The 21,669-nt window shown below is 62.7% G+C and carries 18 protein-coding genes; 8 read left to right on the top strand and 10 right to left on the bottom strand.

Going from position 1 to position 21,669, the window contains the following annotated elements; all coding sequences use genetic code 11:
- The first annotated feature begins 3 nt into the window (after positions 1-3).
- From XI06_RS09385 to XI06_RS09410, 6 genes are all read left to right on the top strand, one after another.
- Complete coding sequence (locus tag XI06_RS09385) at positions 4-948, top strand: N-acetylmuramic acid 6-phosphate etherase (RefSeq protein ID WP_271605128.1); 945 nt, start codon at positions 4-6, stop codon at positions 946-948.
- A gap of 1 nt (position 949) precedes the next feature.
- The gene (locus tag XI06_RS09390) at positions 950-2,212 is read left to right on the top strand and encodes an ABC transporter substrate-binding protein (protein WP_237858931.1); all 1,263 of its coding nucleotides are present in this window, start codon (positions 950-952) and stop codon (positions 2,210-2,212) included.
- 165 nt (positions 2,213-2,377) lie between these two features.
- A complete protein-coding gene (locus tag XI06_RS09395) occupies positions 2,378-3,295 on the top strand; it encodes a carbohydrate ABC transporter permease (RefSeq protein ID WP_271605446.1) in 918 nt (305 codons plus the stop codon).
- A 9-nt stretch (positions 3,296-3,304) separates the two neighbouring features.
- On the top strand, positions 3,305-4,138 hold the full coding sequence (locus XI06_RS09400; protein ID WP_237858929.1) for a carbohydrate ABC transporter permease: 834 nt from the start codon (positions 3,305-3,307) through the stop codon (positions 4,136-4,138).
- Between the two features lie 9 nt (positions 4,139-4,147).
- The gene (locus XI06_RS09405) at positions 4,148-5,236 is read left to right on the top strand and encodes an ABC transporter ATP-binding protein (RefSeq protein ID WP_271605129.1); all 1,089 of its coding nucleotides are present in this window, start codon (positions 4,148-4,150) and stop codon (positions 5,234-5,236) included.
- A 10-nt stretch (positions 5,237-5,246) separates the two neighbouring features.
- Positions 5,247-5,825 carry a histidine phosphatase family protein gene (locus XI06_RS09410; protein WP_237858925.1) on the top strand — a complete coding sequence of 193 codons (579 nt, stop codon included), beginning with the start codon at positions 5,247-5,249 and terminating at the stop codon, positions 5,823-5,825.
- A gap of 892 nt (positions 5,826-6,717) precedes the next feature.
- Here XI06_RS09410 and XI06_RS09415 read toward each other — a convergent pair.
- The 6 genes from XI06_RS09415 to XI06_RS09440 form a co-directional block, all read right to left on the bottom strand.
- Entirely contained in the window at positions 6,718-8,079 is a 1,362-nt protein-coding gene (locus XI06_RS09415; protein ID WP_271605130.1) for an FGGY-family carbohydrate kinase, read from the bottom strand.
- Positions 8,080-8,155: 76 nt separating this feature from the next.
- Positions 8,156-9,271: an autoinducer 2 ABC transporter substrate-binding protein gene (locus XI06_RS09420; protein WP_271605131.1), complete on the bottom strand. Its 1,116-nt coding sequence runs from the start codon at positions 9,269-9,271 to the stop codon at positions 8,156-8,158.
- 49 nt (positions 9,272-9,320) lie between these two features.
- Positions 9,321-10,313: an ABC transporter permease gene (locus XI06_RS09425; RefSeq protein ID WP_237869677.1), complete on the bottom strand. Its 993-nt coding sequence runs from the start codon at positions 10,311-10,313 to the stop codon at positions 9,321-9,323.
- Positions 10,310-11,287, bottom strand: coding sequence for an ABC transporter permease (locus XI06_RS09430; protein WP_442869423.1), 978 nt, complete (start codon positions 11,285-11,287; stop codon positions 10,310-10,312). The genes XI06_RS09425 and XI06_RS09430 overlap by 4 nt, the downstream gene beginning before the upstream one ends.
- A 5-nt stretch (positions 11,288-11,292) precedes the next feature.
- A complete protein-coding gene (locus XI06_RS09435; RefSeq protein WP_271605133.1) occupies positions 11,293-12,834 on the bottom strand; it encodes a sugar ABC transporter ATP-binding protein in 1,542 nt (513 codons plus the stop codon).
- Positions 12,835-12,836: 2 nt separating this feature from the next.
- Entirely contained in the window at positions 12,837-13,649 is an 813-nt protein-coding gene (locus XI06_RS09440; RefSeq protein ID WP_237858918.1) for a DeoR/GlpR family DNA-binding transcription regulator, read from the bottom strand.
- A gap of 184 nt (positions 13,650-13,833) precedes the next feature.
- On the opposite strand from XI06_RS09440, the gene XI06_RS09445 reads away from it, so the two are divergent.
- Positions 13,834-15,930, top strand: coding sequence for a bifunctional rhamnulose-1-phosphate aldolase/short-chain dehydrogenase (locus XI06_RS09445; RefSeq protein WP_271605134.1), 2,097 nt, complete (start codon positions 13,834-13,836; stop codon positions 15,928-15,930).
- Positions 15,927-17,225, top strand: a complete 1,299-nt coding sequence (gene rhaI / locus XI06_RS09450) for an L-rhamnose catabolism isomerase (RefSeq protein ID WP_271605135.1) — start codon at positions 15,927-15,929, stop codon at positions 17,223-17,225. The genes XI06_RS09445 and rhaI overlap by 4 nt, the downstream gene beginning before the upstream one ends.
- A gap of 53 nt (positions 17,226-17,278) precedes the next feature.
- On the opposite strand, the gene XI06_RS09455 is transcribed toward rhaI, so the two are convergent.
- Genes XI06_RS09455 through XI06_RS09470 form a run of 4 tightly spaced genes read right to left on the bottom strand, consistent with a single transcriptional unit; the run spans position 17,279 to position 21,644 of the window.
- Positions 17,279-18,394 carry an SbmA/BacA-like family transporter gene (locus tag XI06_RS09455; protein WP_271605136.1) on the bottom strand — a complete coding sequence of 372 codons (1,116 nt, stop codon included), beginning with the start codon at positions 18,392-18,394 and terminating at the stop codon, positions 17,279-17,281.
- Positions 18,387-19,337 (bottom strand): 1-phosphofructokinase family hexose kinase, encoded by a 951-nt coding sequence (locus XI06_RS09460; RefSeq protein WP_237859427.1) that lies wholly within the window; start codon positions 19,335-19,337, stop codon positions 18,387-18,389. Before XI06_RS09460 ends, XI06_RS09455 begins: the two co-directional genes overlap by 8 nt.
- Before the next feature lies 1 nt (position 19,338).
- On the bottom strand, positions 19,339-20,313 hold the full coding sequence (glk, locus tag XI06_RS09465) for a glucokinase (RefSeq protein ID WP_237858914.1): 975 nt from the start codon (positions 20,311-20,313) through the stop codon (positions 19,339-19,341).
- The gene (locus tag XI06_RS09470; protein ID WP_271605137.1) at positions 20,310-21,644 is read right to left on the bottom strand and encodes a GH1 family beta-glucosidase; all 1,335 of its coding nucleotides are present in this window, start codon (positions 21,642-21,644) and stop codon (positions 20,310-20,312) included. Before XI06_RS09470 ends, glk begins: the two co-directional genes overlap by 4 nt.
- Positions 21,645-21,669 lie beyond the last annotated feature (25 nt).

The raw sequence follows: 21,669 nt of genomic DNA on the forward strand, positions 1-21,669 counted from the left end.
ACGATGCTGGTACTGCCGAGTGGAGAGACGGTCGGAGAGAGGTGCGGCGACACCGCCGACGTCGTGACGACCGATGAGGCGATGTTTGCGGAGGCAATGCTCGCCTCCTATCGCCGAGCGATTGCTTCGGTCGCGGCTGTTTCCAGTGATATCCGTATGGCGGCACTTCGGCTCGCCGCCGTTTGGCGAGCCGGCGGACGTCTGGTCTATGCCGGCGCGGGGTCGTCGGGCCTTGCGGCGGCCGAAGATGCCGCCGAGCTTCCCGGGACGTTCGGCCTTGACCAGAGCCGTATCGCGATTGTCCTGCCTGGCGGAGCCGTTGAGCCATTTCGCATCGACGGCGCGGCCGAGGACGATGCTGCAGCCGGTGAGCGTTCGATAGCCGAGCTTGGTGATCTCTCCGGCGACGCCGTGATCGCTGTATCGGCGAGCGGCTCGACGCCGTTCACTGTGGCCGCGGCCGCAGAGGCGCGTCGCCGCGGCGCCTTCGTGATTGGCATCGCGCATCGTCCCGCCTCGCAATTGCTCGTTGGCGCCGACGCGTCGATCCTGCTCGAAAGCGGGGAGGAAGCGCTGCGGGGCTCGACGCGGCTCGCGGCCGGAGCCGCGCAGAAGGCCGCGCTTGGCATGCTCTCATCTTTGATGGGACTCGAGCTCGGTCACATCCATCAAGGGCTGATGGTCAATCTGAAGGCCGATAACGCCAAGTTGCGCGAGCGGGCGCGCGGGATCGTCGCGGCGATTGCTGATGTCAGCGATGCCAAAGCGGCAGCGGCGTTGCGTGAGGCTGACGGACACGTCAAGCCGGCGGTGTTGATTGCGTGCGGCATCCCCAGCATGAGTGAAGCCGTCAATTGGCTCGCCGCTGCTGAAGGCCGCATCGACGACGCATTGCGCCGCGCAAGGGGTAACGGAATCAAGGGCGAAGGCCCGAACAAGGGAGCGTAGCATGAGACGGACATTCAAGGCCGGATTGGGAGCTGAGGTTGCCGCGTTGGCGTTGCTCGCGGGGCTGGCGTCGGCCCAGGCGGGCTCGTTGAAGATCGAGAGCTGGCGCAATGACGACGCCGACATCTGGAACTCCAAGATCATTCCCGCCTTCAACAAGCACTATCCCGACATCAAGATCGAATTCGCGCCCTCGGCGCCCAAGGAATACAATGCCGCCCTCAATGCGCGGCTCGATGGCGGGACCGCCGGCGACCTCATCACCTGCCGTCCGTTCGACGCCTCGCTCGCGCTCTATCAGAAGCATCAGCTCGATAGCGTCGACGCCATCAAGGGCATGGACAATTTCTCCGATGTCGCAAAGGCCGCGTGGCAAACCGACGACGGCAAGACCACTTTCTGTGTTCCGATCGCCTCCGTCATCGCCGGGTTCATCTACAACAAGGAAGCCTTCGCCAAGGTCGGCGTGACCGAGCCGAAGACGCTCGACGAATTGCACGCCGTGCTCGAGAAGTTCAAGAAGGACGGGACCTATGTCCCGCTGGTGATGGGCACGGCCGACCAGTGGGAGGCCGCAACCATGGGCTTCCAGAACATCGGTCCCGACTATTGGAAAGGCGAGGCAGGGCGGGCCAATCTGATTGCCGGCAAGGAGAAGCTCACCGACCCGCAATACGTCGCGGCCTTCAAGGAGATCGCAAGCTGGGCACCCTATCTCGGATCGGGCTTCCAGGCGCAGACCTACGCCGACAGTCAGAACCTGTTCTCGCTCGGCAAGGGCGCGATCTATGCCGCCGGCTCGTGGGACATCTCGACGTTCAGGGGCCAGGCGAAATTCGCCATGGGTGCTTTCCCGCCGCCGCAACCCGCCGGCACGACGGATTGCTATATCTCCGATCACACCGACATCGCGATGGGCATCAACGCAGCCTCGAAGAACAAGGAGGATGCCAAGAAATTCCTGGAATGGCTGACGACGCCGGAATTCGCAACGATCTACGCCAACGCGCTTCCCGGCTTCTTCCCCCTCGCCAAGACTCCGGTGAAGGTCGAGGACGACGTCGCTGCAACGATGGTCGGATGGCGGCAGACCTGCAAGTCGACGATCCGCAATTCGTATCAGATCCTGTCGCGCGGAACGCCGAATCTCGAAAACGAACTCTGGAACGTATCCGCGCAGGTGGTCAACGGCAAGCTGACGCCCGAAGCTGCCGGCAAGCAGCTCCAGGATGGTCTCGACAAGTGGTACAAGCCCGCCAAGTGATATGAGGTCTCCCTCTCCCCGCTTTTGCGGGGAGAGGGACCGTTCTTGGTCGATAGTTGCTGCACGCTTCGCCAGGAGATGGCACCAGCAAACAGCGGCGATAACGCATGTTAGGTTTGTTCTTTCCCCGTCATGGCTGAACCGGTCTCGCACGTCACGGCCCAGATGCCCCGCGTAAAGCTCGCGGGCCTTCTGCTGTTCTTTCTCGGGCCTGCGGTCGTGATCTACACCCTGTTTTCGATCTACCCGCTCGTCGCGACGATGGCGCTCTCGACTTATACGAGCGATACGTCCGGAGCCCGATCTTTCGTCGGCCTCGCCAATTTCCAAACGCTGCTCGGCGATGCGCTTTGGTCGAAGCCATTCTGGAATGCGCTCGGCAACAACCTGATATTCTTCGTCGTGCATATGTGCGTGCAGAATCCGGTCGGTATTGCGCTCGCTGGATTGCTCAGCCTGCCGGATGTGAGGCTCAAAGGCTTTTATCGCACCGTGGTGTTTCTCCCGACGATGTTGTCGGTTGTCATTGTCGGCTTCTCCTGGAATCTGATCCTTTCGCCCCTCTGGGGCGTGGCCTCCGGCGCCCTGAAGGCGGTCGGATTGGGCTCGCTCTTTGCCCCCTGGCTCGGGCTCGAATCGAGCGCGCTCGTCACCCTGTCCCTCATTTCAGTCTGGCAATTCGTCGGCATCCCGATGATGTTGATCTACGCCGCGCTGCTCAACATCCCCGAAGAGCTAATCGACGCGGCACGGGTCGATGGGCTCGGACAGTTCCGCATTTTCTTCCACATCAAGCTGCCGCTCGTGCTGCCGACGATCAGCCTGGTCTCGGTCCTGACTTTCGTCGCCAATTTCAACGCTTTCGATCTGATCTACTCGGTCAAGGGCGCGCTTGCGGGGCCGAATTTCGCCACCGACATCCTTGGCACGTTTTTCTACCGCACCTTCTTCGGTAATCAGCTCCAGCTCGGCAATCCGACGATGGGCGCTGCGGTCGCGACCGTGATGTTCTTCATCATCCTTCTCGGCCTCTGCCTCTATCTCTTCCTCGTGCAGCGGCGCATTCGCCGTTACGCATTCTGAGGGGGAGGCATGACTAGGGATCAGCGCGCAAGGAGCATCGGTGTCCATCTCGTCCTGATTGCCTATAGCCTTCTGGCGGTAGGTCCGATCCTGCTCGTCGTGATGAATTCGTTCAAGGTGCGCAGCGCCATATTCGGCAGTCCGCTGACGCCGCCGGACGCATCAACCTTCAGCCTGATCGGCTACGAGAAGGTGTTCCGGTCATCGCATATCCTTTTGTACTATTCGAACTCGCTGATCGTGACTCTCGTCAGCATGGCGCTCGTCCTGCTGTTCGGGGCAATGGCGGCCTGGGCGCTGACCGAGTACCGTTTCCGGGGTTCGACGGCGCTGGCGCTGTTCCTGTCGATCGGCATCATGGTGCCGATCCGGCTTGGCTCCGTCGCAATCCTGAACATGATGCGGTCCGCCGGCCTCAACGACACGCTGACGGCCCTGGTCCTGGTCTATGTCGCGCAGGGCCTGCCGATGTCGATCTTCATATTGAGCGAGTTCATCCAGCAGATTCCCAAGGATTTGCGCGACGCCGCGCGCTGCGACGGCGTGCCGGAAACCCGCATCTTCTTCGAGGTGGTCGCCCCGCTGCTGCGACCGGCCATTGCCACGGTCGCTGTCTTCACTATCGTGCCGATCTGGAACGACCTCTGGTTTCCCTTGATCCTGACCTCGAGCGATTCAACCCATACGGTGACGCTCGGCGTGCAGCAGTTTCTCGGCCAGTACATTACCGACTGGAATTCCGTGCTCGCCGCACTGTCGATGGCGATCCTGCCGGTCGTCGTGATCTACGTCATCCTCTCGCGCCAACTCATCGCAGGCCTCACCTCCGGCGCGGTCAAATAGGTTGTCAGAATGGCCAATCTGAGCATCGAGCACCTCAACAAGCGCTATGGCGCGACGACGGTGCTCAACGACGTCAATTTGAGCATCGAGGACGGCGAATTCGTCGTTCTCGTTGGTCCCTCGGGCTGCGGCAAGTCGACCCTGCTGCGGATGATTGCCGGGCTCGATGGTGCATCGGGCGGGGACATCCATATCGCCGGCAAGCTTGTCAATACGCTCGCGCCGGCCGAACGCGGCATCGCGATGGTGTTCCAGTCCTACGCGCTGTATCCGCACATGAATGTGCGCAAGAACATGACGTTCGGCTTGAAGTTCACTGGCGTGCAGCCGACCGAGCGCGAGCGGCGCGTCACGGAAGCGGCGCGCATGCTGCGGCTCGAGGAGCTGCTCGAGCGCTATCCCCGCGATCTCTCCGGCGGCCAGCGTCAGCGGGTTGCGATCGGCCGCGCGATCGTGCGCGAGCCTGAAGTGTTCCTGTTCGACGAGCCGCTCTCCAATCTCGACGCGGCCCTGCGTGTCTCGACCCGCGTCGAGATCGCGAATTTGCACAGGCTGCTGAAATCGACGATCGTCTATGTCACGCACGATCAGGTCGAGGCGATGACGCTTGCCGACCGCATCGTCGTGATGAACAAGGGCTGCATCGAGCAGGTCGGCAAGCCACTCGACCTCTATTATGAACCCGCCAATCTGTTCGTTGCCGGCTTCATAGGCTCGCCTGCGATGAATTTCTTCGAAGCTGAGGTCGAAGGCATCGAGGGCGGACGAGCGCGCGTCACCGGTGCCGCATTTCGCACCCTTGACATATCAGCGGCATCGCTGAAGGTCGGCGACAGGCTGACGGTCGGCGTCCGCCCGGAGCATCTTGTCCGGGGAGAAGCCGGTGCTTTCACCGCCGAAGGCATCGTCGAGCTGGTCGAACGGCTCGGCGAGGCCTCCTTCGCCTATCTGCGCCGCGTCGACGGCAAGATGTTCGTTGCGGAGGTTCGTGGCCGCCAGACGCCGGCGCCGGGCGAGACGGTGACACTCGTTGCTGCGAGTCCCGATGTCCACGTCTTCGATGCCTCTGGCCTGCGTGTTGCGACAGAAACCCGGTGATCATTCACCCATGACGAATGTCGTCCGCTATCTGACCCATCCTCAGGTCAATATCGATCCGTCGATTCCCGTTCCGCGTTGGGGCCTGAGTGAGGTCGGCAGAGCGCGTACGGAAACCGTGATGGCCACTGGGCCGCTGTCAGGTACCACGCAGGTCATCTCCAGTGGAGAGCGAAAGGCGATCGAGACCGCTGAGATCATCGCGGCAAAGCTGGGGATCGACGTGGAGGTGCGCGAAGCAATGCACGAGAACGATCGATCGGCCACAGGCTTCCTCGTTCCCGACGAGTTCGAGGCGATGGCCAATCAGTTTTTCGGGCAACCCCACGTCAGCATTCGTGGCTGGGAACGCGCGGTTGACGCCCAACTGCGCATCGTCGGCGAGGTCGAGCATGTGCTGGCTCGCGGCACGCCTGGCGACGTGCTCTTTGTCGGCCACGGTGGCGTTGGGACTCTCTTATTTTGCCATTACTCCGGTTTGGCGATTGATCGCGTCCATGACCAGCTTGCTGGCGGCGGCTGCTGCTTCGCATTCACTTCGCATGGACGCCGCGTGCTGCATGGCTGGCGCCGCCTCGAAGAGCTGTGATTGTCCTAGCAGGCACGGCGAGGCAATAGCGAGGGCTGGTTGGCGCGTGCGGCGGAAAGGCTGCACGCGCCGGGAACAGGTTAGATGTCAGCGCGTACCGATACGTTGATGTCGTGGGCAGAAACCGGAAAAATGCGCCACGTCCATCGTTCCCTGTTTTGTCCGGTTGTCACCCGGCGGTGCCGGGGTTAACGCCATCAGGCGGTTTTGGTTCGATGGACGGGCTACAAGACCTCGCGTCGCCCGACGGGCAAAACACGCGAGGTGTGGGGCAATATCCGCCATCAAAAGGATTCCACTTTGCCGAAATTCGGAAATGGCGTATGCGTTACGCAACCTGGCCCCAGGAAGAGGGCGTATCGCGATCGTCACGACGCGGGCCGGACGGCGGCGGGCGTGGATCACATCGGCGCGAAGGGCTTTGCAAGGCGGGCAACCGTGAGCGAAGACCTCGCGCAAACGACCGGTGTGATCCGCGTAGGGCAAAACCGTGTGGTCCTGGCGCCCGGAGCCTGTGCGCCAAGGCTCGTGGTGATGTGCGATGTCCAACCGGGCGTGCACATCAGTCATCTGCGAGACGACGGGGCAATAGTGCATCGCTCCCCGGGGAGATCACGACATAAGCCCTCAACCACTACGCAGGGAAGGCCGGATGTTTCGGCTTCACCTGTATGCCGCTGCGCAGCCTGTTATAGCGCAGATATCGCACAGTGGACCGCGGGTGCCAGCCTGGCACCCGGTCTTCCCTGCGCCCTCTTTCAGAGGAGGGTGAGAACGATGCAAAGCTCGGGCGCACTGCGCCGCGAGAATGCGAACGCGAGTCCTGAGCGTGGGGGTTGGATTGGCGGAGATTCGCGGAGGAACTGCACCGCGGCCTCTCGGGTTGGCCCGGTCATACGATCCTGTCGACTGTTGCCGTCCAGGCCTTGCGATAAGAATCCAGGCCGGAAATCGAAATCGGAGCGATCGGGCTCGGCTCCGCAATAAGGTAAGAGGGCGGCCATTGCGCGAGCATTGCCGCGCCGCGTGCCGTGCCCGCGGCATCCTCAGCCCCGAAGACACGCTGCGTCGGTCGTAGCGCGCCAAGAGTCTGACAGAAGGGACGATTACGAGCGAAGGTTCCTTCGACGATGAGATCGCCGATGGTCGCTCCCATGCGTGTCAGCATCAGATCGCTGACCAGCGCGCAATAGAGGGTCGCAAGTGCGGCCCGATCTCGCGCTGCGACCTCGCCGCGGACCACGCCCTCGGTCGTCGCATAAGGCCCGCCCTGACCGGAGAAGCAGGGCAGGGCTATCGTGCCCGAGGCGATCACGCGCTCGATCGCGTCGATATCCGGGTTGCCACCCCCGCCTGCGATGACGGCGTATTCGCGTCCGCCCATGAAGCGTCCGCAGGCGATCGGACGACCCAGCACGTCGACGTTGGCGAGCGTGTCGTCGCGAGGATCGAGCTGGTCGAGCGAAAGGCCCACGCTCATCAGGATCACCCAGGTGCCCGTCGACAGCACCGTGAACGGCGCCTGGCGCGAGACGAGGTAGGGCAGAAGTGAAGCGTTGGAATCGTGGATTCCGCAAAAGACCGGAGTTTCGGGCGCGAGCCCGGCCGCGGCAGCGATGTCAGGCTGAATCGGACCAAGCGGGTCGAAGGCGCGGCGCATCGGCGGCAGCAAGTGGCCGACGTCGAGGGCGCCGACGAGGCTCGAGACCTGTCCCTGCCGCGGTAGCCAGAGATCACCATGGGCGCCGAGCGTGGTGACTTCCGAGACCGCGATGCCGCTCAAGCGCCAGGTCCAATATTGTGGATAGCCAACGAAATGCTTCGCTTTGGCGAAGAGATCCGGACAGCGCCATTTCTGATAGGCCAGCTGCCGCCCAAGATTGAGGCCAGCGGGCAGTTTCGGAGACAGGCTCTGCGAAAAAGGTGGTCGCAGCTTGGCGTAGTCGGGCTCGATCTCGTCTATGCCTGTGAACTCGTAGTCCATGACCGGAGCCGCGAGGTTGCTCTCGCCGATCAACGCGCCGGCTGCGCCATGCGCGGTCGGAACAATCGTGCCGATCCGATGCGTGCGTGCGGCCTCGCGAAGCGCATCGAGGAAGAAGCTCCATGCGCTCTCGACGTCTTCGTGCGGATATGGCGGTCCCGGCAGAACGCGATTGGGCGCCGACTTTTCCCAGAGAAGGCGGCCTTCGTCGAACAAGGCAAGCTTTACATTTGTCTTGCCAATGTCGAGCACCGCGACCGTCTGGCTCATCGTCAAGCTCACGGCAAGAGGGCGATTTCGATAAGCGTCGCCCGACCGCGCTCGGCGGCCGGGCGACGAGTTCAGATCAGAAATCGAAGTCCTTGATGTTCTGCTTGGTGAAAACAAAGGGAGAACCAAGCAGGATCTCGCTGCCATTGACCACGTTCAGCTTACCGAGCTTGCCCGCGTCGACCGAGGTCGCGCCCGGCTTCAGGCTGCCGTCGACCACGGCACGCATCACGTAGGTTGCGGCATAGCCGAGATCGACCGGATTCCACAGCACGACCGACTTGACGCAGTCCGCGTTGACATACGGCTTCATCGCGTTCGGCGTCGCGAGGCCGACCACCGCCACCTTGCCGCAGAGCTTGGCCTTGGTGACGGCTTCCGCCGAAGCGGGCGTCGCGACCGACGTCATGCCGAACAAGCCCGCGAGCTTGTCGCCATGCTTGTTGATCAGCGTCGTCGCCTGGTTGAAGGACAGGTTGTTGTCCTCCTGCGCCTCGACCGTTTCGAGCCATTTCAGCTTGGGATGGCACTTTTGCGCATAGGCCCACATTTCGGCGATCCAGCGTGCCTGGTTCGGCGTCGTGAAGGTCGAGGTGACGATCGCAAAGCTCTTGTCCTCGCCGGCCTCCTTGGCCATGGAGTCGACCATCGACTTGGCGATACCGTTGAACTCGGCCTGGTTGACGAACCATTCGCGCGCGTCCGGCGACGAGTTGGCGTCGTAGCCAACGACATGGATGCCCTTCGACAGCGCCTTCTTTAGCACCGGCGCGATCGCCACCGGATCGTTGGCGGCGAAGAGAATGCCGTCGACGCCGCTGGTGATGTAATTGTCGATGAACTTGATCTGTTCGTCGATCTTGGCCTCGGTCGGGCCGTCGGTCTTTACCGTGACGTTGCCGAGCGCTTTGGCGGCCTCCTGCATGCCTTTCGAGGTCGCATTGAAATAGCCGATGCCAATCAGCTTCGGCACGTCGACCAGTGTGATCGATTTGCCGGCCTTGTCGGTCGCATTTGCCGGCTTGCCACCATCATAAGGCTTGGCCGCGGGCGCGGCGTTCGCCTCGCCAGCCGAACAGGCCAGCGGATTGACCGGCAGGTCGTCCGCGCCGTCCCATCTCTTGTCCGCCGCCGAGGCCGTTCCGGCCAGCAGCGTCGCGCCGAGGAATGCAGCAGCTAATCCGAGCTTCATTTTGTTTTCCTCCCATGTTGATGCCGCTTTCTTGCGGCTAGACACGCCGTCAAACGCCCTCGCGTCTCCGCTGGAGCGAACTCGCCACAAGAGTTGAAAGGATGAGAACCGTGCCGATGACGACGATTGTCGCGTCACCCTTGACGCCGGTCAGGGCCAGCCCGTTTTTCAACAGCTGGATCATCGCGAGGCCGACCACGGTACCCCAGATGGTGCCGACGCCGCCGAATATGCTGGTGCCACCGAGCACGACCGCCGCGATCACGTCCAACTCATAGCCGATCCCCATGTCCGAGCGGGTGGTGGTCACGCGCGAGACCAGAACACAGGCGGAAAGGCCGGCCATCAGGCCCGATAGCGTGTAGATGATCAGCTTGACGCGATCGACCGGCAAGCCGGAAAAGCGTGCCGCAGTCTCGTTGTTGCCGATCGCATAAAGCGTCCGGCCGAAAGTGGTGCGGTCAAGAACGATGGCCGTGACCACGATCGCAATCAGCAAGAGCCAGAGCTGCGCCGGGACACCGAAGAGGTTTTCCTGTCCGACGAAATAGAACCATTCAGGGTAGCCGCGCACCGAACGCGCCTGGCTGATCCCCTCGGCGAGGCCGCGGTAGAGGGCGAGCGTCGCGATGGTCATGATCAGCGGCGGCACTTTCACTCGGGTGATGACGATTCCGTTTAGGAACCCCGCTGCTGCACCGACGAACAACGAGAAGCAGATTGCCAGCGGCAGAGGAAGGCCGAAAACCTTCCAGGAATAGCCGAGCAGGATCGCGCAGAGGCCGACGATCGAGCCCACCGAGAGATCAATGCCACCGGTGATGATGATAAAGGTCATGGGCAGCGCGATGAGCCCGACCTCGGTCGTCAGCCGGCCCTGGTTGAGCAGATTGTCGAGCGTGAGGAAACGGCTGTTCAAGCCCCCGAGCACGATCAATGCGACGAGCAGGATCACCGCGAGCATGGTTTCGTGGCGCAGCAGCCACCAGGGCACGACGCGCTTGGCGACCTGGGGGAGAGGGATCTCGCTCATGGCGCTCATGCTCCGGCCATGCGCCGGCGCCGCAAGATGTCGGCGATCACGGTCACGAGGATGAGAACGCCTTGCACCGCGCGGATCCAGTAGGGCGAGACGTCGATGAAGACGAGCGCGCTGGCAATCTCGGCGATCAGGACGGCCGCAAGGGTCGAGCCGACGACTGTGCCGACGCCGCCAAGAATGCTGACGCCACCGACGACCGACGCAGTGATGATTGTCAATTCGAGATTGGGCGGTACGGTCGACTGGATGACGCGCAGTTGCGTTGCGTAGAGCAGGGCGGCCGCTCCGGCAAAGAGTCCGTGGAGCGCGAAGACCATGACGATCGTGCGCGGTTGCGAGATGCCGCAGAGCCGTGCCGCTTCGGCGTTGCCTCCGACGGCATAGATCGCACGGCCCGAGGCCGAATAGCGCATCCACAACGCGGCCAGGATCGTCACCAGGATCATGAGAAAGACCGGGAACGGCAGTAGGCCGAATAGCTCGATATCGGCGAGATGGAAACTGTCGGGCAGATCGGTGATCCATTTGCCTCCGGTGACGCTTATCAGGCCGCCTTTGAGGATCGACAACATACCGAGCGTCACCACGATCGCCGGAATGCGCAGATAGGCAATAATGACGCCCTGCAAGGCCATCACCACAACGCCGGCAACGAGTGCTGCCAGCCAGGCGACCACGATCGGTGCGCCATTCACGGCCAAAGTGCCACTGAACGTCGCCAGGACGCCGATCAGCGCGCCGACGGAAATATCGATGTTGCCGGATACGATCACCATCGACATGCCGACTGCGGCGACGGCAATATAGGCGTTGCCTAGCAGCACGTCGGCAAGATTGCGTGCCGCCAGAAAGCGCGGATTGTAAAGCCCGACGGCGATGGCAAGGCCGATCACAGCGATCGCGAGCAAAGCCTCCTGCGAGGCAAGCACCTTCAGCCGCCATCGCGGATCAGCCCCGGCACCGGCCAAGGTCATCGCCATCATGCCGCTTTCTCCGCGCTTTCATGGCTGCCCATCATTGCTGCGCCAACCGACTCCGGGGTTGCCTCTTCGCGCGGAAATTCGGCAACGATACGGCCTTCGCGCATCACCAGCACGCGGTCGCTCATGCCGAGCACCTCCGGCAGTTCGCTCGAAATCATCAAGATAGCGAGCCCTTGGGCCGCAAGCTCGCCCATCAACCGATGGATCTCCGCCTTGGCACCGACATCGATGCCGCGCGTCGGCTCGTCGAGGATCAACAGTTTCGGCCCATTGGCGAGCCATTTGCCAAGCACGATCTTCTGTTGATTGCCGCCGGAGAGCTTGCCCGCGATCTGCTCGAGCGAGCTCGTCTTGACGGCAAAGCGCTTGACGCCATCGCCGGCGAGCTTGCGTTCGGCGCCGCGATCGATGAAGCCGCCGAATGCGACCTTGCCCAGCGCGGCGAGGCTGAAGTTCTCGCGCACCGTCATCGGCCGCACCAGGCCTTGCGTGCCGCGATCTTCAGGAACGTAGGCGACGCCCAAAGACCGCGCCTGGGCGGGTGAGCGAATGTCGGCTTGCTGCCCGTCGATCCGGATCTCGCCGCCATCGGCCGGTGTGACGCCGAAAATGGTTTGCGCGAGCTCGCTGCGGCCCGAGCCGACGAGGCCGGCGAGGCCGACGATCTCGCCAGCGCGCACCGTGAGCGAGACGCTCCTTGTCAGCGGCCGTCGTTCGAGGCCCTTCACCTCGAGCACCGGCTTGCCGATCGGAACCGTGACCTTCGGGAACAGGCTTTCGATCCTGCGGCCGACCATCAATTGCACGAGCCCGGCTGCGTCCGTATCCGCGACGCGCCTGGTTGCGACATGGGCGCCATCGCGCAGCACGGTGACCCGATCGGCGATCGCAAAGATCTCATCGAGCCGATGGCTGATATAGATCACGGCGACGCCGCGGGCTTTGAGCTTGCGCACGATATCGAACAGCCGCGTCACGTCGTATTCGGTCAGGGCCGCGGTCGGCTCGTCCATGATCAGGATGCGCGCATCCTGTGACAGCGCGCGCAGGATTTCGACACGTTGGCGATTGCCGACGCTGAGGGAGCCGACGATACGGTCGGCTTGCAGATCATGTATCTCTAGCGAAGCAAGCAGGGCATTGGTCTTCTCGCGCATCGCCCGCCAGTCGATCCGGCCAAGGCGAGCGCGCGGCGCATGCCCCATGAAGATATTCTCGGCGACCGTGAGCTCCGGAAACAGCAGCAGCTCCTGATAGATCGTGGCGATGCCGGCGCGCCTGGCATCGTCCGGCCGCGCGAGGTCGACCGGCCTGCCGTCCACGAGCACCTCGCCGCGGTCGGGCGGGAACACGCCGGAGACGATCTTGATCAGTGTCGACTTGCCGGCGCCATTCTCGCCGAGCAAGGCGTGGACCTCACCCCTGGCAGCCTCGAACGAGACGCCGGACAGGGCCCGCACGCCTGGAAAAGACTTTTCGATCGCGTGCACCGACAGGAGCGGTGCTGTTGGCGTTTCACGATGCGTGTCCGTTGTCATGGTCACGCCGCCGCAGTGGTTTGAGCGCTCGCATCGACAACAACGACGCGGACACCGTGTCCGCGCAGCATGTCGAGTGCGTCGTTTGGCGCGTCGGCATCGGTGATCAGCGTGTCGATGCGCGAGAGTGGACAGACGACAAGGCTGCCGCGCGAGACGAATTTCGAGGAATCGGCAAGCACGATCAGCTTGTCGGCACGCTTCAGCAGCTTGGATTCGGCGCGCGCCAGCAGGGGATCGCCTTCGATTACACCGAGAGGTCCGATCGAGATCGCACTCATGAACATCCGCGTCGCCGAATAGTGCTGAATCGCATCCTCGTCGAAAGGCGAGACGATCATACCCTGCTCCCGGTAGACCTCGCCGCCCGGCAAGGCGACGCGGCATTTCGATGTGTGGATCAGCGCGTCGGCGAGGAGATAGGAATTGGTCAACACCTTCAGGCGACGCTCGCGCAGATACTCGCCCATCTGATAGGTGGTCGTGCCACCGTTGATGATGATGGTGTCGCCGTCGGCGCAGAGGGCGACGGCCGCTTTCGCGATGGCACGCTTGGCGTCGATGTTGAGTGTCTGGCTGACGTCGAAGGAGCGCGTGGCAAGGGAAACGACGTCGCCCGGTGCGTTGGCGGTTTCCGGCAGGGCTTCGAGCCCGCCGTGCACTCTGATCGCGACACCTTGCTCGGCGAGCCTGGCAAAGTCGCGCCGGATCGAGGCTTCGGAGACGCCGGTCGCGCGACAAGCGTCGGCGATGCGCACCAGCGACCGCTCGCGCAACAGTGCCTTGATGACCTGCCAGCGTTCCCGCTCGTGCACGTCGCCCTCCCTTTTGCCGGTAAATAGGTCACGCTCTCGCGCGACGGTCAACTGCAAACCGTCATATTCGCTCAATATCGCGCTGCATCAATCATATTGCGTCGCGGTTGTGAGTGTGAGTGATTGACCTTGATTGAATCCCCGGCCTAAGCTGCTCGAAGATCCAGCACAGGGAGGATGCGTCATGAGCGAGGTTGCGGCCACGCCCCTGCCAAATCTGTGGGACGACGCGCGCGCCGCCGGGCTCGATGAGGCCGGTCAATTGCTCTACCGCTCGAACCTGCTCGGGGCCGATCTGCGCATCACCAATTTCGGCGGCGGCAACACCTCGGCCAAGATCGAGATGAAGGATCCGCTGACGCGCGAGAGCGTGCGCGTGCTCTGGGTCAAGGGCTCAGGCGGCGACATCGGCTCGATGAAGCGCGACGGCTTTTCGACGCTGTACCTCGACAAGCTGGAGGGCCTGAAAAGCCTCTATCGCGGCCTCGCTCATGAGGACGAGATGGTCGCCTTGTTCAATCATTGTACCTTCGATCTCAATCCGCGCGCGACGTCGATCGATACGCCCTTGCATGCCTTTGTGCCGCACCGGCACGTCGACCACGTCCATGCCGATGCGGTGATCGCCATCGCTGCCTCAGAAGACGCCGAGCGTCTGACTCGCGAGGTGTTCGGCGGCAAGCTCGGCTTCCTGCCGTGGCAGCGGCCCGGCTTCGATCTCGGCCTGAAGCTGGGCGAGATGGCGGCGCGTCATCCCGACTATGTCGGCGTGGTCCTCGGCGGGCACGGGCTCTTCACCTGGGCCGAGACGTCGAAGGCCTGTTACGAGATGACCTTACGGGTGATTCAGCAGGCCGCGGATTGGCTTGCCGCACATGAGCAGAAGCCGGCCTTCGGCGGCGCCAAGGTCCAGACGGCCGCACCGGACAGGCGCCGCGCGATCGCGGCGAGGCTGATGCCGCTGATCCGTGGCAAGATCTCTGCGGATGAGCGCAAGATCGGCCATTTCACCGATGCGCCCGAGGTGCTGGAGTTCGTCAACTCGAACGCGCTTACGAAGCTGGCGCCGCTCGGCACCTCGTGTCCGGATCATTTTCTTCGGACCAAGATCCGTCCGTTGTTGTTGCCCTACGATCCCGGGCGCGACAATCTTGATGAGGTGGTCGCCGGTCTCGACGACGTCCTCGCCGCTTATCGGCACGACTACGCCGCCTATTACGAGCGCTGCAAGCACCCTGACTCGCCGGCCATGCGCGATCCCAATGCGGTCGTGTATCTCGTGCCGGGGGTCGGCATGTTCACCTTTGCCAAGGACAAGGCGACGGCGCGCGTCGCGGCCGAGTTCTACGTCAACGCGATCAACGTCATGCGCGGCGCCTCAGGCGTCAGCGCCTATGTCGGCCTTGCCGAGCAGGAGGCCTTCAATATCGAATACTGGCTGCTGGAGGAGGCCAAGCTCCAGCGCATGCCCAAGCCGAAATCGCTTGCGGGGCGTATCGCCTATGTCACAGGCGGCGCCGGCGGCATTGGCGGGGCAACCGCACTGCGGCTGCTCGGCGAGGGTGCCTGCCTCGTCATTGCCGACATCGACGAGAAGGCGCTCAGCGAGCGGGTTGCGGCGATCACGAAGCGCCATGGCCGGGATGCTGCGATCGGCGTGAAGCTCGATGTGACCGACGAGGCGGCCGTGGTGGCGTCGTTCGAAGAGGCCGCGCGCGCCTTTGGCGGCGTTGACATCGTCGTCTCGAATGCCGGGATCGCCTCGGCCTCGCCTGTCGAGGATACGAGTCTTGGGCTCTGGCAGAAGAACATGGACATTCTCGCCACCGGCTATTTCCTCGTCTCGCGCGAGGCATTCCGGCTGATGCAGCGCCAAAACATCGGCGGCGCCATCATCTTCGTGGCCTCGAAGAACGGCCTTGCCGCTTCGGCCGGCGCCTCGGCTTATTGCGCCGCCAAGGCCTCGGAGATCCATCTCGCCCGCTGCCTCGCGCTGGAAGGCGCAGTGCATGGCATCCGCGTCAACACGGTCAATCCGGACGCGGTGTTGCGCGGCTCGAAGATCTGGGAGGGCGAGTGGCGCCAGCAGCGTGCGGCGTCCAACAAGGTTGCGGAGGACCAACTCGAGGAAGTCTACCGCCAGCGCTCGATGCTAAAATTGTCGGTCTTTCCTGAGGATATCGCCGAGGGTATCTACTTCTTCGCGTCCGACCTTTCGGCCAAGTCGACCGGCAACATTCTCAATGTCGATGCCGGCAACGCCCAGGCCTTCACGCGATGAGCCCCTCGTTCTCGATCAGTGCGGAGTTCGTCGCCGAGCACAATGCGCGGCTCGAAGGTGCGATCAGCGAAGACTATGACGCCCTGAAGCGCGCGCTGGCGCGGCATGGCATCGACGCGGACGCCCTGGTGCAGAAGGTCATGGCCTTTAGCGTCGCCATTCCGACCTGGGGCGTTGGCACAGGGGGCACGCGGTTCGCGCGATTTCCGGGGCCGGGCGAGCCGCGCAATGTTGTCGAGAAGATCGACGATTGCGCCGTGATCCAGCGGCTGGCCCGGGCAACCCCGACGATCTCGCCGCACTTCCCGTGGGACAAGGTCGACGATTATGCCGCCTTGCGCGAACAGGCCGCGGGTCACGGCCTGGCCTTCGACGCAGTCAACTCGAACACCTTCCAGGATCAGCCGGGCCAAGAGCTTTCGTACAAGTTCGGCTCGCTGTCGCATACCGATGCGGGGGTGCGCGCGCAGGCCATCGCCCATAACGTCGAATGTATCGAGATCGGCCGCAAGCTCGGCTCGAAGGCCCTGACCGTCTGGATCGCCGACGGCTCGAATTTTGCCGGCCAGTCGAATCTGACCAGGGCGCTCGACCGCTACATCGACGCGATGCGTGAGATCGTCGCGGCACTACCTGCCGACTGGCGGGTGTTCCTCGAGCATAAGCTGTACGAACCGGCGTTCTACTCGACCGTGCTCTCGGATTGGGGCACGAGTTTTGCGGTCGCGCAGGAGCTCGGGCCCAAGGCGCATTGCCTCGTCGATCTCGGCCACCACGCGCCGAACGTGAATATCGAGCAGATCGTGGCTCGGCTCGTTCGCTTCAACAAGCTCGCCGGCTTTCATTTCAATGATTCAAAATACGGCGATGACGATCTCGACAGTGGCTCAGTCGAGCCGTTCCGACTGTTTCTCGTCTTCAACGAGCTGATCGACGCCGAGCGTCGCAGAGTGGAAGGTTTCGCGCCTGCCTATATGATCGACCAGTCGCACAACGTGACCGATCCTATCGAGAGTCTGATGCAATCGGCGATCGAGCTGCAGCGCGCTTATGCGCAGGCTCTGATCGTCGATCGCGCCGCCATCGAAGCGGCGCAGGACGCGAACGACGCGCTCGGTGCTCATCTCGAATTGAAACGCGCCTTCACCACAGATGTCTCGCCGCTCCTTGCCGTCGCCCGCATGCGGGCCGGCGGGGCCATCGCCCCAATTGCTGCCTATCGCGCATCCGGCTACCGGGCGCGAAAGGCGAGGGAACGTCCCATCGTCGGTGGGACTTCGGCTGGCATCGTCTAGGAAGGTGGTCTCTCGTCTTGCCAGAATTGTGGCTACGTTCCTGCGCGCTCCGATCAACTGCCTGTGCGCGCTGACTCGTCGTGTCTATGACACTGATCGATCTTGTCCAGCGCGAGCAGCAGCGACGCAACGCGGTTGGCCGACGCGGCCCATTCTGCCAGACGCGGATAGTTGTCCGTGAACCAACTGCAGGCGCTTTGGACCACGACGAACGCCGCAGCAGCCTGAACGACCTCGCCGAGGAGCATCGTGCCGGCAACGTATTTCGGCGTGCAGAGCAACAATCCAATGACTGGCGTCACCAGAGAGTTTGTGTGGGTTATGACTGTCAGGCGCATGAGCTGCCAGCAATAATCCAGCCACGCGGCGATCACCGCCTTGAGGGCAAGGCGAATGGCGCGGAGTCCATCCTCGCCTTCGGTTTCGGACGCCACGCCCTCTCCGCGTTCGCGCACATGAGTCCCGATGGCCCTCAATTGCGCCTCAGCCCGCTTGTTCTCCTCAAGTACGTGCGTCAGCCGCTGACCGATCAGTATCGTCATGGCTGCCACGACAATCGAATAGATAATGACGGCGACGACGAGATATCCGGGAATGGTCACAACGAAGGTCCCCACGTCGATTGCGAGGCTGCCTCCAACCACCCAGAGGATCCCGATGAAGGTCGTCCCTGTCAGGAGTGAGGCAATAAGCCCTAGAACGAGGTCGACCGGAAGGTCCGTCGCCAGCCTGCCGTCCTCGGCGATCCGATATTCAGGAGCCTGATAATCTCCTGTCACGGAGTTCAGTCGCACGAAGCGATTCCGCTCCAGCCAGTACCAGTAAAGTTCGTCGCTGAGCCATGCTCTCCACATCCGCTGCAGTGTCATCCGGCCCCAGACCGAGAAAACGACGAGCGACAGGCTGGCCGCGGCAAGGGGGATGAATCGTATCGCCTGGCTTAGAAGCTCCTTTCCGTCCCTGCGTTCGATCGCGTTGAAGAAATCGCGGTTCCAGAAGTTCAGCGAATACTGGGTCAGCAGTTGCAGGAGAACCGTTGCAATGAGCGACACGGTGAGCAGCCAGGCCCAACCCGCCGACCGGCCAGCCCAAAAGCCGCGGGCACTTTTCCAGAAGCGCACCAGCAACTGCTGTTCACCCGGCGAGTGGCGTGCCACGTTGCTAGGCATGATAGCCAGCAACGCTTGCGACGTTCACGCTGGCTGCGAGACGATGAACGTCCGCACCAAGACAAAGTCCTGTTCCGGGGCTGAGCAGCGCCGCCGAACCGCCGGCAACGCCATAGCGCAGCGCGCTATCGAGCTTGTCGCCGTTTGCGAGGCGCGACACCATCGCCCCAAGGAAGCTGTCACCTGCTCCGGACACGCTGACGGGCTCCATAACAAGGCCGTTCGCACGCAAGACGACGTCGCGCGAGATGAGCAGGGCCCCGCTGGGGCCCATCGAGAGAGCAATGATCTCGATTCGATAGCCTTGGAGCAGGCGGCGGCCCGCATCCACCAGCGAGAGCTCGTCGGTGCGGCTGATCCCGGCAAGCTCCTGAAACTCCCGAAGGTTGGGCTTGATGAGATAGACGCCGGCTTCCAGCGCTGGTTTGAGCGATGCGCCGGACGTATCCACAATGACCTTGGCGGCCCCTTTCGATGCCCGGACTACTCTGCCGTAGAAATCGGCCGGTGCGCCGGGCGGCAGGCTCCCGCTCGCGATGACAAACGCAACTTGTGGACTGAGACGCGCAATTGCGTCGAGACATTGCTGCCATTCAAAATCGCTCAGGCAAGCGCCCGGAAACACCAGCCTGAATTGCTCCCTGCTGGTTTCGTCGAAAACGGTGATGTCTTCGCGCGTATCGTTCGATATCGGGATCACGATGCTGCGCACGGCCTCGCGTTCAACCAGTGCCGTCAGGGTTTGCCCGGTTGTACCCCCAGCGGGATAGACTGCGGTTGCGTCAAGGCCGAGCCGTTTCAGGACCCGGGCGACATTGATTCCACCACCGCCGGGATCGCGCTGAGGTTCGGCGCAGCGCATCTTCGTGTAGGGCACCATCTTCTTGACCGAGGTCGACAGATCGACCGCCGGGTTGATCGTCAAGGTCACGATGTGCGGCATGTCAGACAAGGCCTTCCACCTCCATCAGGTTACGAAGGCCGACGAATGCGACGTCGTCGTCAAGGATCAGATAGGCCGGGATCGGTTTGAGGAATGTTCGGAGCCGCCCCTTCTCCTCGAAGCGTCGGCGAAACTGGGAAGCGGCGAGATAGTCGGGCATGTGGCGCAAAATGCCGCCGCCGATGAATATCCCGCCTCGCGCGTTCAGCGCGAGCGCCAGGCTGCCTGCGACGGACCCCAGCATCGCGCAAAACATGTCAACGGCGCTGTGGCTGATCGCACAAGTCCCCTCAATGGCGGCCCGTGTGATGTCGGCGGCCCGACGCTTTGGCAGGCTCGCGCCCTCGATCGTGGCCAGGGCGTCATGGAGGTTTTCCAGCCCTGCGCCCGACAAGATGCGTTCGGCAGACACATGTCCGAAGCGGCGGCGCAAGTGCTCGATAACGGCATCCTCGCGCAAAGAGCCGCTTGCCATCGTGGAATGGCCTCCCTCGCTGGATAATACGATTTGCCCGCCGGGGTGCGGTATGCTGATGGCCATTCCCAAGCCAGTGCCGGGGCCGATTGCAGCGAGAGGCGCTCCCGGTTGGCGCTGCTGTCCCCCCAGCTGCAGCAGACTGCTCGGGCCAAGGCGAGGCAGGGCCCACGCGACCGCTTCGAAGTCGTTGATCAGGCGTACGGTCGAGAATTCATGGACTCGGCGCAGTTCCTCTGCATCGACCACCCAGGAATTGTTCGTGAGCGCGCAGCGCCCATTATGAACCACACCGGAGGCGGCAAGGATTACGTGAACCGGTCGTTCGGCCGTTGCCACAGCGCCGAGGTAGGTAGCGAGCGCCTCCTGAAAGGTGTCGTAGTCGCTAACGGCCATGTGAGTGATCGCGCTGAGCTCGCCGTCAGTTTGCTGCGCGAAGCGGGCATTGGTCCCTCCAACATCTGCAAGCAGAACTCGGCCTGGCGTGGTTGCTTTCATCATGGCCGCGTCGCCTTGATCAGCCCGGCATACCAGCCGAAAGACGATTTCGGGGTTCGCCGAAGCGAAGCATAGTCGACGTATGTCAGGCCGAACCTGTTGCTGTACCCGAAGTCCCATTCGAAATTGTCGAGCAGCGACCAGACGAAATAGCCGCGAACGTCGACGCCGCTGGAAGCGGCATCGTTCATCGCGTCGATATAGGCCCTCAAAAAATCTATCCGCCCCGGGTCGACCACCGCGCCGGTCTGGTCAGGCTGGCCGAAATCGCCGTAGCCATTCTCGAGCACGTAGATGGGCAGGCCATAATTTGTGTGGGCCTCCTGCAGCGTCTTACGGAACGCGTCGGGCTCGATCGGCCATCCGATCGGGGTCAAAGGAACGGCGGGCGGCTTGTCGCCAAAATCGTAGCCGAGCATCGAATCCGGTCGCGCCTTCACGTAGACCGGGCTGTAGTGGTTCAGTCCAAACCAATCGAGCGGACGGCAAATCCGCGCCAGGTCGCCTGGCTGCATATGCGGTTCGATCGCCCCTCGCATCGATATTGGATATGTGCCACGGCATTGCGGATCCGGAAAGGCCGCATTCCAGTACACATCCAGGCGTCGCGCAGCCGCTGCGTCGGCTTCGCTTGCGCTGGAAGGCCGGCATGGCTGTCGATTGTGGATACAGCCAATCGAGGCGTCGATCACGTTGGCGCGGAGCGCATCCACTGCCGCTCCGTGCGCGAGATTGACGTTATGGATCATGAGGTGGAGCTTATCCTCGCAGCCGCGATCCGGCTTGCCGAGTGAACGGCTGAACAGGCTGAACATCGACGGCTCGTTGAATGTCGCAAAGCGCTTGACCCGGTCGCCAAGTCGCCTGGCGATCAGACTCGCATAGTTGGCGAACCAGAAGACCGAGTCCCGATTGAGCCAGCCGCCATGCTCCTCCAGAGCCTGCGGAAGGTCCCAATGATACAAGCACAGCCACGGTTCGATACCGGCGGTCAGGAGCTTGTCGATCAGCCGGTCATAGAATGAGAGGCCGGCTTCATTGGCGGACCCGCGTCCGAGCGGTAGGACGCGCGGCCAGGCGACCGAGAACCGGTACGCCTGTACGCCGAGCGTCTTCATGAGGCCGACGTCCTCTCGGTAGCGATGATAGTGGTCGCAGGCGACGTCACCGGTATCGTGAGTTCTGATTTCACCGGACCGACAATAGACGTCCCAGATGCTTGGTCCGCGCCCATCCTCCTGCGTTGCACCTTCGATCTGGAAGCTGGAGGTCGAAACGCCCCAGATGAAATCGGGGCGCAGACAAGAGGTGTTCGGCAATTGAGTTGTCGGCATGAACGACCTGCTTGGCCCTGCAAGA

Source organism: Bradyrhizobium sp. CCBAU 11434 (assembly GCF_028128895.1).
Taxonomy (GTDB): domain Bacteria; phylum Pseudomonadota; class Alphaproteobacteria; order Rhizobiales; family Xanthobacteraceae; genus Bradyrhizobium; species Bradyrhizobium zhengyangense.